Source organism: Marinobacterium ramblicola (genome assembly GCF_019084545.1).
Taxonomy (GTDB): Bacteria; Pseudomonadota; Gammaproteobacteria; order Pseudomonadales; family Balneatricaceae; genus Marinobacterium_D; species Marinobacterium_D ramblicola.
Genome location: NZ_JAHREP010000038.1, coordinates 26,615 through 37,989, shown reverse-complemented (window position 1 = coordinate 37,989; position 11,375 = coordinate 26,615). Strand labels below are relative to the sequence as shown.

Sequence of the window (11,375 nt, the reverse complement as noted above, 5' to 3'; positions counted from 1 at the left end):
TCGGTTCTGTATGCGTTGCTGCGGCTGATCCGGATCAGGTCGTCACCGTCATCACCGGACAGGACATTGCTGCCCAGATGGCTGGCGGTGATCTGATCGCTCCCCTCACCACCACTGACCTGATCGTTGCCGGTACCAGCATCGATCACATCGTCACCTGCACCGCCGTTGACCACGTCGGCTCCGTTACCCGCCGAGATGCTGTCGTTACCGGCACCGCCAACAATCCATTCAGCCCCAGCGGTCCCCGAAAGTACGTCTGATCTATTTGAACCAACGAAATAGCCATCACTATTCAGCGAGCTACTACCTAACTGCGCGACCGCATCCATAACTGGCTGCCGACTATGTATAAACGCCTGCACATCCCAATTGGACGTACCCTCGTTTACCAAGGCCGCCAATTCGAAAATGTCATACGTCGCTTCGACATCAGTACTGACAGCTTCTTCAAGTAACGCTTCCATACCGCTCATATCCAGCGCCAGAGCGCCATCAACGACTTTCAACTCGATAGCATCGATGTAGGGCTTGAAGCGCGTCTGGGTGAGCAGAGATTCATAGACTGATTGACGCAGACTTTCATACGCTTGCGTCAACATATCGTTCTGGGCCGCGAAGAGTGCGCTGCCACCCTCTGCCGTTACAATATTTTGTACATTGTTGTTGAACGCGCGGCCGTTAAAGACCTCCAATACCTGCAGCTTATCAAGCACGGTGGAAACCTGGCCGTCAGCGTATCCGCCGCCATAGGCACGCTGATTGGTGGGATTGGCCGCGTTCCACGTGTCGATGCGCTCGCTCAACGTGTCAAAGTCGGCACTATTGGCCCACTCGATCAGCAGCTTGTCGAGTAGCGCCTCCTGCTCGGCCCTGCTACCGGCAGCGGAATATTGAGCGAGAGTATCGGCCAATGCAGGACTAAGGGCTGCAGCCTGCTGCAGATCCCGCACTGCGCCGGAGCCGGTCATATCCGGCAAAGCTTCCAGCTCCGGGGGGATGGCCACTGTATCCGTAAAGTTTCGGTAGAACGTATCGACACCGAAATCGATGTCGCTCATTGTGCCAGTGGTGCCATCAGTACGGGTGAAGCTGCCGGTTGCCAGTACCGAGTTGCCGTTGCCAAGATCGGTGTTAGAAGCAGTGCCGGTTGCATCGAGGCTGGCGATACCCAACTCACCGAGGCTAAAAAGTTCATCGACCTGGCTGACACCATCGCCATTGAGGTCACGCCATACTCTCAGGTTCGCGAACTGGCTGTCTGCCGCATCGATCTTGCCGTCGGCATTTTCATCAAGATCCGCAAGGGCAGCGAAGCCATCGGCTGCATCGGTACCATCGGACAGCGGCGTCGCATCGCCGAACAGCTCCGATCCATCATCGATGGTACCGTTGCCGTTACGGTCCATTACCAGCAGACCGTCGTCAGGTGCTACCCAGCCGGTAGCCTGTTGCATGCCATCGCCATTGTGATCGAACAGGATTGAGGCATTGGCTTCGGTTGTCTCGATTCCGTCGCCGTCGAGGTCCAGGGCTATAGGGTCTCGGCGGGGAGGTGGAGGGGGAATATAGTGTTCTGCGTCGCTAAAAAAGTTATGGATATCGATGAAATAGCCAGTGACGTTTGTTACGGCTTGGTCATAGGTGCCCCATAGCCAGTCTTGTTCTGAGAGAAATTCTCGGGACGCTTCAATAATTTTTGTGGCCGCATACCCTGCCACCATACCTGCAATAAATACAACTGCACCTGAAGCTAAGGCGGTCCCTCCTACTGCAGCAGCGACACCAGTGAGCACCGGGGCCATTAAATCAACCAATGCAGCGCCGAGTAACGCTCCTCCTAAACCAGCCCCTATCGAAGCAACCAATTCAGATTCATCTTCACCATCCCACGTTAAATAGGCTTGGGTGGCTGCCATCGCAGCTCCAACTGCGGTAGATCCTACTACAGAAGCCACTTTCGCTGGCCACCCGTTAGCCAATCCACCTGCCCGCATCTCTGCTGCAATATCGGATAACGAACGCATATTTGGATCTGTATTAACACTGGAGTCTGCCATACTCTTCGATAAAACCGAGAAATACTGAGCGACTGCAGCTCCAGCAGATCCTGTAATCGTGGAATAGTCCGGGCTTTCTAAAGCTTCAGGCGTTCCATCCCAAACATTGACCACATAATCGACAACATCCTGTATCGTAAATTCACCATCCCCATTCAGATCATAGGTTGACGGATCCATGTATTTATCAAAATCTATCAGTTCATTTGAAGATGTCATTTAAGAGTCCCTTTTTTAACAATCCAACCAATAATATTTAAAAAAATTGCAGAAGAAAGCAGAATAATTCCATAATTTGTCATGAAAAATATAAATTTATCAACAAGTCCTCCAGCCCATCCATATGAAATCGATACCATCGTATAGAAAGCAAACGAATAAAATAACACTAAACCAAGTAATGTTTTCGTAGAGTCTACAATCCCCCTTGGACTATCCATGGGTTTAAAACCGATGTTCAAAAAAAGGGATAAAAAGGATGCTAACATTGAAATAAAAATCACAAAAAATATTATAAAAAAATCATAACTAACATGCTCTACACTTTTAATATAGGACTGATATAAAAAGCTATCACCCCCATAACCCATGAGAGAAATAAGAGATAATGGGATTACAAAAAAAATTACAAACCGGCCCGTAACGACATATCCATACACCTCTCTTATTCTCATACACCTTTTAGAATAAAAATATAAATAAGACATCATTAAAAAACATAGAATTAGCAACACCATAAATTTACCTCCTATTGACCAGTTGCAGATAGTCGGCGACGTGGTCGAAAAATTCCGATTCATCGGCTAACGAAAAATGATGGTCGTAGAGTTTTAAGCAGTCTCCAAATTGACATATTCAGCAAAAATTAATTTCATAAAAATAATATATATGAAAAACAAATTGACGAATATAGTATAAAAATCACCACACCCTCTAATTTCCCCATAGCCGAGTTATTTCATCATATAATACACTCTATTTTTTCATCTTATCTCTCCCTCACACTCTCCTGCCGATATCTCAGCAGAGGCGCCAGAAAATACTCAATCAGCCGTCTTGTTCCTGTTTTGACTTCAGCCGTTACCGTCATACCCGGAATCAACTTAACCCTGCTGCCTTCAACATCCAGCCAGTCCTTATCCATCAGCAGGCGCATTTTATATATGAGGCCTCGTTCTTCATCGGCGATGGCATCGGCGCTCACCTGTATGACTTTGGCCTCGATCAATCCGTATTTGGTAAAAGGGAAGGTATCGATCTTGATGGCTGCCGGCATCGATTCGTGCACGAAGCCGATATCCTTGTTGGCCAAGTAGGCCTCCACTACCAACGCATCGTCATCCGGGACGATTTGCATCAGTGTTTGCGCGGGGGTGACAACCTCACCCTGGGAGGCCAGTACCAGTTCCTTGACGGTACCTTCCACGGGCGAATAGAGGATCTGACGCTGGTTGAGGTCCTTGGCCTTGGCCAGCTCCTCTTTCAGGGCGGCGATCTGCCGCCTGCTTGCAGCGAGTTCTTCGAGGGTTTGGCTGCGAGTTTGTGCTTCAAGCGTTTCCATTCGCGCCTCTATCTCCGCCACGGCAGCCTGGAGTTGCCGCTGCACGGCGCGTTCTTCGATCAGTTCCTGACGGGTTTTGACTCGCTCTGCTTCCAATTCGAGATACTGTATGCGAGCGGCCATTTTACGTTCGCTGAGCTTTTTCAGCGCTTCGGTGCGTTCCGTCACCAACGGCAGTGTCACGCTTAAGCGCTCGATACGGGCACGGCTTGCGTCCTGCTCCGCCTGCTTGGCAGTAAGGGAGCGTTGCAGGGCCTCGACTTGGGCGCGGTACTGTATCCACTGCTGTTCGAGTAGCTGTTGCTGAAACCGGCGTTGCTCTTCGGTGGCTTCCCTCGGCCACTCAATGGCCTGATTGAAGGACGACTCTGTCGTTAGCCGGTTGACCAGTAGATGCTGACGTGTCATGTCGAGCGTTGTGGTCAGCAGTTCTTGCCGGAGCCGTTGTTCGTCCGCTTGGGTTTGAGTGGCATCCAGCTCCACCAGCGGGTCACCCTTACCGATTCTTTGCCCCTCGGTTACCAGTATCCGGCTGACAACACCCTTCTCCAGCGGTTGTATCGGTTTTACCTTGCCGCTGGGAATGATCCTGCCTTCGGCAACGGCGACGATATTGACCTTGCCGAAGCAGGCCCAGAGCACACCGATCAGGAACAGCGTCATCAACATCCACATCAACAGCCGCCCTGTGGGTGAAGGGGGGCGGCTCTGAATCTCAAGCGCAGCGGGAAGGAATTCAAGTTCGTCGTCGGCGATGTTGGCATCGCCCAGGTTGGCCCGGTTCCTCCAAGCATCGATCAGCGTGCGTAGAAAGCTCATTCAGACCCACCCTCGAGATCGGTGACCGCGTGAAGGTGCGAGGGCGGTCGCCGTGGGGAGCGAGGTGTTGCCGACTGGAAGCTGTACAGACGTGAATACTCGCCGTCTTTCGCCAGCAACTGTTCATGACTGCCGGATTCGATGATCCGCCCCTTGTCCATGACGATGATGCGGTCGCACTGCCGGACAGTGGTCAAACGGTGGGCAATGATGAATACGGTGCGCCCCCGGCTGATGGCGGACATGTTGTCCTGAATGATCCGCTCCGACTCGTAGTCCAGGGCGCTGGTGGCTTCGTCGAAGATCAGGATGCGCGGATCGGAGATCAGCGCACGTGCGATGGCGATGCGTTGTCGCTGCCCGCCGGACAGGTTGCAGCCATGTTCGCCCACCGGGTTGTCGTAACCCTCCGGCAGTTCGAGGATGAAGTCGTGGGCTCCGGCCAGTTGGGCTGCGTGAACGACAGCCTCCATCGGTAGCCCGGGGTTGGCGAGCGCGATGTTTTCGCGGACCGAGCGGTTGAAGAGAAAGTTTTCCTGCAGTACCACGCCGATATTGCGCCGCAACCAGGCGGTATCCACCATCGCCAGGTCAACGCCATCCACCAATAACCGACCGGACTCAGGTACATAGAGGCGCTGCACCAGTTTCGTTAGCGTGCTCTTTCCGGAGCCCGAGCGCCCGACGATACCCACCCGCTCGCCAGGGCGGATATTCAGGTCCACAGCATTAAGAATCTGCGGTCCATCCGGTCGATATCGGAATCCTACATGTTCAAATCGCACCGCCCCCTTGAGACTGGGTAGAGTGCTTCGATTGGGGTTGAACCCCGGTTCACGCGGTGTATTCAGGATATCGCCCAGACGCTGTAACGATACGCCTGCCTGCTGGAACTCCTGCCATAACTGCACCAACTTCAGGATAGGGCCGGTGACACGCCCTGCAATCATGTTGAAGGCGATCAACTGCCCCACGGACAGCTCACCTGCGATAACCAGATGCGCGCCCCACCAGATGATGCCCAAGGTTGTGAGCTTGCTGATAAAGCCCGCTACTTGATTGGCGACATTGTTCAGGTTCTGACTACGAAACGAGGCGGTTACATATTTGCTGAGCTGATCCTCCCAGCGGCGCTGCATCTGAGGCTCTACCGCCATCGACTTGAGTGTTTCGATGCCGGTAACCGATTCGACCAGAAACGCCTGGTTTTCAGCACCATGCTTGAACTTCTGATCAAGTCTGTGACGCAAAATGGGGGTAATGAAGAGCGAAAGTGCGGCAAAACAGGGAAGCGAGAGCAACACGATGCCGGTCAGGGTGGGGCTGTAGTACCACATCACGGCAAAGAAGACCAAGGTGAACGAGAGGTCTATTATCAGTGTGAGTGCGGTACCCGTGATGAAATTGCGGATAGTCTCCAACTCCCGCACGCGTGCGACACTCTGTCCCACCTGGCGGGCCTCGAAGTATGCCAGCGGCAACGCCATCAAGTGGTTGAACAGGCGCGCCCCCAACGCCACATCCACCCGGTTGGCGGTATGAGCAAACAGGTAGTGGCGCAATCCGCCTATAGTTGCTTCGAAGAACGCCAGAACAAAGAAGCCGAAGGCAAGCACATCAAGGGTAGTGAAGCCCTGGTGAACCAGTACCTTATCCATCACCACCTGAAAGAACAGTGGTGTCGCCAGCGCAAAAAGCTGCAGGAAAAATGACGCGGCAATCACCTCGCCAAAGTGCTTGCGATACTTGATCAGTACCGGAATGAACCAGCTCAGGTTGAAAGAGGTGTGTCTCTGGCTCTGCCCGCCTCGCAGTGCAAGGCGGATCACCTCTCCGGACCAAAGCGCCTGAAAAGCCTCTTCGTCCAGATGCTCCGGCCCGCTGCCGTCCATTCTCTGGATCAGTACCCGGAACGCCTCATTGGGATCCGTTACCTTGGCGATAACGAAATACTGCCCGTCCCGCGACCGCCCCATCGCCGGAAGGGTGCGATTGCTAAGGCGCTGCAGTTCTATCGTCGAGGATTGTGCGCGGAAACCCAGTGCTTTGGCAGCGTTGAGAATATCCTGTGTATCGAACGGCGCTTCATCCTTGCCGAACTGATGTTTCAGCTGCGCAGCTTCGGCCGGAAGACGGTGGAAACGCGCGATGGCGACCAAGCAGTGTAGCCCTGTGTCAGGCGCTGGATGGTTATGCTCTTGTGAAGAGTCCTGCGGAGGGTTTTGTGGCGAGTTTTGACGAGCGTCCATTGCGTCCACGATCCGTTACGTTCCTGGCAACCACATTCCTTGTAACCGACCGCTACTTCCCGATGCGGCGGTTCTCCCTGTCCGTTGGCGGTAGAATATCGCCCAGCACCTGTCAAGTAAAGTAGCTTAAAAAATCTATGGCTATGGTTTCATGGGCAGCGGCTCTCCACCCTTGAGCCTCGGCACATCCGGCGACAACCACCCGATCTCGATCGCCGTCGCCGCGCCGACCACGGCGTGATCAAGGCTCGGCGGCAACAGCGACCAGCCCGGCGTCACCTGTACCCGCCCGCCCATGATCTCCGCGCGCTGTTGGGGGAACAGCGGTGCCTGCACCGGGTCGGCGAAGCCGTCGGGCCAGAGCGGCTTGCCGCTCTGCATGTCGTACTTGTCGCCGGCGCCGAGGGTGTGCAGCAGTTCGTGGGCGGCGACGAAGTTGTTGAGCCCCTGGTGCTCGGCGTCGGCGTAGCCGTTGACCAGGCCGATCATCCCCTTTTGCAGCCCCAGCGAGTGCTGCATGCCGAGTGGATTATCGGGGGCGTAGAAGCTCATGAAGATGCGGATATCGCTGTCCGCTGCGTTCCAGCCGTCGTGGCGCCAGACCCACAGCCGCATCCGCACCGCCCACCAGAGCGCCTGCACGATGCTGGCCTGTTCGGGCGCGGCCGGCGGCAAGGCAACGAGCGGTGGCGCCAACTGCACCAGAACCGGCCGGTCCAGACCGATCTCGTAGCGGGCGCCCTCGCGGGAAAAGAACGACTCGATATCGCGGAAGCTGTCCGTTGAGAGGCCGGCGACATAGCGGGCGGTGGCATCGTGCCGATCGGCATTGATCGGGTAGATCCGCACCCGCACCGGTTCATGCCAATCGACGCTGCGCGGGCTCGACAGCAGGAGGTATAGCGCCAGTATCGTCAGCAGCACCGACAGCAGTGCCAGGCGTAGCCAGCCAAACAGCGTGGATCGGCCCATCCGCCCTCCCGGGTAACCAGATAGTGGTTGTCAAACCGTTGTCAGATATGCAGCAGGCCGGCTACCGCCAGATAGCGCATACCCTTGCCCAGCGTAATCAGCAGCAGGCTGGCTATCCAGTTGAATCTGAGCCAACCGGCCACCAGGCATAGCGGATCGCCGATGAGCGGCAACCAGGCCAGCAACAGAGAGAGAGGCCCGAACCGCTCCAGCCGCTGCTGCGCGCGCCGGTGCTTGTCCGAGAGTATGCGAAGCGGATAGCGATGCTGCAACCAGAGGCCCATGACAAAGGTCAACATACTGCCGAGCACATTGCCGAGCGTCGCCACCGAGACCGGTAGTATCCACTCCTCCTGCTGCAGCACCATCAACGCCAGCAGCGCTTCGGAGCCACCGGGCAGCAGCGTCGAAGAGATAAAAGCACTGGCGAAAAGCCAGGGTAGCGAGGGTTCGACCAGGGCCGCGTCCATCAAACGGCGTCCAGCCCCTGGGCGATACAGCGCAGCACGCCGTAGTCATAGGCACCGGCCAGTGCCTCATGCACCACCTTGAGCGAGCCGCCCTTGTGGCGGCGGTGCTCAAGGATGGTCTGCTCGATCTGACGTCGCTCCGCCGCCGGCAGCTCCACCACCTCGTCGACGCCGATCGCGCCCTTGGCGATCGCCTGTGCGAGATGGCCGTAGATCACATTGGTGGAGAGCTTCTGCTGCCGCGCCACCTGCTCCACCGTCATGCCGTTGCGATACAGCAGCAGCGACTCCTCGGCCTGAACGTCGGTATCCGGCTCGGGTCCGGCCTGATGCTCGGCGATCAGCTCCAGGAAGGGATCGCCGTAGAGGGCCAGCTTGCGCTCGCCGACGCCGTTCAGTCGACGCAGCTGGATCGGTGTCAACGGTCGGTAGACCACCATCTCCATCAATGTGGCATCGTGGAAGATCACATAGGGCGGTACGTCCTGCTCCTCGGCCAGCCGCTTGCGCAGCGCCTTGAGCGCGTTCCACAGCGCATGATCCTCGACATCCAGCTGCTGCTGAGGGGCGCGGGAGCGGCCACTGGCCACCTTGGTCGTGGCGCTCTTGGTGCGCAGGTCGCGCCGCAGCTCCAACGTCTCCTCGCCGCGCAGCAGCGCCCGGCAGCGCTCGGCCAGTTGCAGCGAGCCGTGGTTGGGCTCGACCGTCAGATAGCCGCGTGCCACCAGTTGGCGGAACACCGAGCGCCACTGGTTGCGATCCAGCTCCCGGCCGATGCCCCAGGTGGAGAGCTGCTCGTGACCGCGCTGACGCGACTTGTCGGAGCTCTCGCCCAGCAGCATGTCGATGATGTAGTTGACGCCGAACAGCTGTCCGCTGCGATACACCGCCGACAGCGCCTTGCGCGCGGATTCGGTGCCGTCCCAGACCGGCACCGGCTCCAGACAGGTGTCGCAGTTGCCGCAGGGCGGATGATCGGGCTCGCCGAAGTAGGCCAGCAGCGCCTGGCGGCGGCAACTGGTGATCTCGCACAGGCCGAGCATCGCCTCCAGCTTCTGCCGCTCCACCTGCTTGTGGATCTCGTCCGCCTGCGACCCCTCCAGCATCTGCCGCAGGAAGATCACATCCTGCAGACCGTATACCATCCAGGCATCGGCGGGCTGACCGTCGCGCCCACCGCGACCGGTCTCCTGGTAGTAGGCCTCCACCGATTTCGGCAGATCCAGATGGGCAACGAAGCGCACGTTGGGCTTGTCGATCCCCATGCCGAAGGCGATGGTCGCGACCATGATGATCGGCTCTTCGGTGAGGAAGCGGTGCAGGTGATGCTGCCGCAGATCCGGCGACAGACCCGCGTGATAGGGCAAGGCGTTGAAGCCACGCTCGCTGAGCCAGGCGGCGGTATCCTCCACCCGCTTGCGCGACAGGCAGTAGACGATCCCCACATCCTGCGCATGCTCATCCTTGATAAAACGCAGCAGCTGCTCCCGCCCCCGGTCTTTCTGACCGATGCGGTAGCGGATGTTGGGGCGGTCGAAACCCTGAATAAACCGGCGCGCATCGGTCAGCTCCAGGCGATCGATGATCTCCTGGCGGGTACGGGCATCGGCGGTAGCCGTCAGCGCAATACGCGGCACACCGGGGAACAGCCCACGCAGGCGGTTGAGCTGCATATACTCAGGGCGGAAGTCGTGGCCCCACTGGGATACGCAGTGAGCCTCGTCGATGGCGAACAGGGCAAGCTTCGCACGCTGGAACAGCGCCAGCGAGCGCGGCTGCAGCAGCCGCTCCGGCGCGATATAGATCATATCCAGCTCGCCGTTGACCAGTTGCGCCTCGGTGGCCTGCAGCTGCTCCAGCGGCAGCGAGGAGTTCAGACAGCCGGCGCGGATACCCAGCTGGGACAGCGCACTGACCTGATCCTGCATCAGCGCAATCAGCGGCGAGATCACCACACCGGTGCCCTCCCGCGCCAGAGAGGGCAACTGGTAGCAGAGCGACTTGCCGCCGCCGGTGGGCATGATAACCAAGGCGTCCTGCCCGCTCAGCAGCGTCTCGACAACGGCATCCTGCGGGGGACGGAAACTCTCGAAGCCGAATACCTCGGCCAATATCTGCTGTGCACGCTCAATCATGCCGCGCATTATCCGCGATGCTCCCCGTCAAGTCATCCGCGGATTGATCCAGTGATAGTCCAATTCGTGGTACCCGCAGGATGATTTAGAGAGTAGAATCAGCCCGAACCTATCCGCCGGAAGACCGCACCATGACCGTTAACACCGCCGCCCTGATCACTGAAGACGAACTGGACATCCTCGAGGAGTTCCTGTTTTCGCCCGCCGTATCGGAAGAAGCACTGGACCTGATCGGTGCCCACGGCCTGCTCTGTGCGATCAATATTTCACCGGTCGCAGTACCCGAGGCGGAGTGGCTGGAGCTGATCTTCGATGGCGAACCCAAGTGGGCATCCGCCGCGCAGAAAGAGCAGATCGTCGGCCTGCTGCGCAAGCTCTACAACACCATCAGCAACGACCTCTACTCCGACCAGGAGATCCTGCTGCCCTGCGAACTGACACTGGAACCGGAAGAGGACGAAGAGCTGACCGAGATCACCCTCTGGGCGCAATCCTTCATGGAGGGTGTGTTCATCCGTGAAGACGACTGGTTCGGTCAGGAGGAAGAGGAGGTTGCCGGTCTGCTGCTGCCGATCATGGTCGCCTCCGACCTGTTCGAGGACAGCGAGATCACCGATATCCGCAAGGACCGTGCGCTGTCCGAAGAGATGTGCGCACAGATTCCGGAAGTACTGATCGACCTTTACCTGCACTTCCACGCGCCAGAGAAGTAAGGCGACACGGCCTTACGCCAACGTCGACGGTCGAGCTCAGCCGTCGACGGCCGGATAGTGCACCGCCAGCCAGACGGTGGGCTTGTCCGGCACAGTCCAGCTAACCCGATGGCGGGTATGAGCGGGAATATCCAGCGCATCGCCCGGTGCCAGCTCCACCTCGGAGCCATCTTCAAATGCCAGTCGCGCCGCCCCCTCAAGCAACATCACCCACTCGTGATTCGGCTGATCGTACCAACCGTTCTCGGGCGAACGCTGCCCCTGCGAGACGATCCGCTCGATCAATACCCCCTCCTGTCCCGCCAAAGGTTCGAACACCTCCGCCCCACTGGCGTCCGGCAGCTCATTGAACAGATTACATACCTTGATCATACCTGACCCCTCCCTACTCACCCT

At 57.5% G+C, this 11,375-nt stretch carries 9 protein-coding genes; 1 reads left to right on the top strand and 8 read right to left on the bottom strand.

Features of this window, described 5'->3' with window-relative positions; genetic code table 11:
• The 7 genes from KQ940_RS21265 to recQ all read right to left on the bottom strand — a co-directional run.
• Positions 1-2,279 (bottom strand): calcium-binding protein (locus KQ940_RS21265; RefSeq protein ID WP_425515651.1); only part of this gene is annotated, 2,279 nt, incomplete at its 3' end.
• A complete protein-coding gene (locus tag KQ940_RS21260) occupies positions 2,276-2,734 on the bottom strand; it encodes a hypothetical protein (protein WP_217416658.1) in 459 nt (152 codons plus the stop codon). The genes KQ940_RS21265 and KQ940_RS21260, both read right to left, overlap by 4 nt.
• A gap of 314 nt (positions 2,735-3,048) precedes the next feature.
• A complete protein-coding gene (locus KQ940_RS21255) occupies positions 3,049-4,440 on the bottom strand; it encodes an HlyD family type I secretion periplasmic adaptor subunit (RefSeq protein WP_217416657.1) in 1,392 nt (463 codons plus the stop codon).
• Positions 4,437-6,689, bottom strand: coding sequence for a type I secretion system permease/ATPase (locus tag KQ940_RS21250; RefSeq protein ID WP_217416656.1), 2,253 nt, complete (start codon positions 6,687-6,689; stop codon positions 4,437-4,439). The genes KQ940_RS21255 and KQ940_RS21250 overlap by 4 nt, the downstream gene beginning before the upstream one ends.
• Positions 6,690-6,830: 141 nt before the next feature.
• Entirely contained in the window at positions 6,831-7,661 is an 831-nt protein-coding gene (locus KQ940_RS21245; protein WP_217416655.1) for a hypothetical protein, read from the bottom strand.
• 41 nt (positions 7,662-7,702) lie between these two features.
• Positions 7,703-8,131 carry a YqaA family protein gene (locus tag KQ940_RS21240; RefSeq protein WP_217416654.1) on the bottom strand — a complete coding sequence of 143 codons (429 nt, stop codon included), beginning with the start codon at positions 8,129-8,131 and terminating at the stop codon, positions 7,703-7,705.
• Entirely contained in the window at positions 8,131-10,266 is a 2,136-nt protein-coding gene (gene recQ, locus KQ940_RS21235) for a DNA helicase RecQ (RefSeq protein WP_217416659.1), read from the bottom strand. The genes KQ940_RS21240 and recQ overlap by 1 nt, the downstream gene beginning before the upstream one ends.
• Before the next feature lie 131 nt (positions 10,267-10,397).
• Between recQ and KQ940_RS21230 the strand changes: the two genes are divergently transcribed.
• Entirely contained in the window at positions 10,398-10,979 is a 582-nt protein-coding gene (locus tag KQ940_RS21230; RefSeq protein ID WP_217416653.1) for a YecA/YgfB family protein, read from the top strand.
• 36 nt (positions 10,980-11,015) lie between these two features.
• Here KQ940_RS21230 and KQ940_RS21225 read toward each other — a convergent pair whose 3' ends face one another.
• Entirely contained in the window at positions 11,016-11,351 is a 336-nt protein-coding gene (locus KQ940_RS21225) for a cupin domain-containing protein (protein ID WP_217416652.1), read from the bottom strand.
• Positions 11,352-11,375: the final 24 nt, after the last annotated feature.

Excerpts from the sequence above, each read along its gene's own strand:
- KQ940_RS21260 (WP_217416658.1), bottom strand. The coding sequence starts at position 2,734 with ATGAGAATAAGAGAGGTGTATGGATATGTCGTTACGGGCCGGTTTGTA.
- KQ940_RS21255 (WP_217416657.1), bottom strand. The coding sequence starts at position 4,440 with ATGAGCTTTCTACGCACGCTGATCGATGCTTGGAGGAACCGGGCCAAC.
- KQ940_RS21250 (WP_217416656.1), bottom strand. The coding sequence starts at position 6,689 with ATGGACGCTCGTCAAAACTCGCCACAAAACCCTCCGCAGGACTCTTCA.
- KQ940_RS21245 (WP_217416655.1), bottom strand. The coding sequence starts at position 7,661 with ATGGGCCGATCCACGCTGTTTGGCTGGCTACGCCTGGCACTGCTGTCG.
- KQ940_RS21240 (WP_217416654.1), bottom strand. The coding sequence starts at position 8,131 with ATGGACGCGGCCCTGGTCGAACCCTCGCTACCCTGGCTTTTCGCCAGT.
- recQ (WP_217416659.1), bottom strand. The coding sequence starts at position 10,266 with ATGATTGAGCGTGCACAGCAGATATTGGCCGAGGTATTCGGCTTCGAG.
- KQ940_RS21230 (WP_217416653.1), top strand. The coding sequence starts at position 10,398 with ATGACCGTTAACACCGCCGCCCTGATCACTGAAGACGAACTGGACATC.
- KQ940_RS21225 (WP_217416652.1), bottom strand. The coding sequence starts at position 11,351 with ATGATCAAGGTATGTAATCTGTTCAATGAGCTGCCGGACGCCAGTGGG.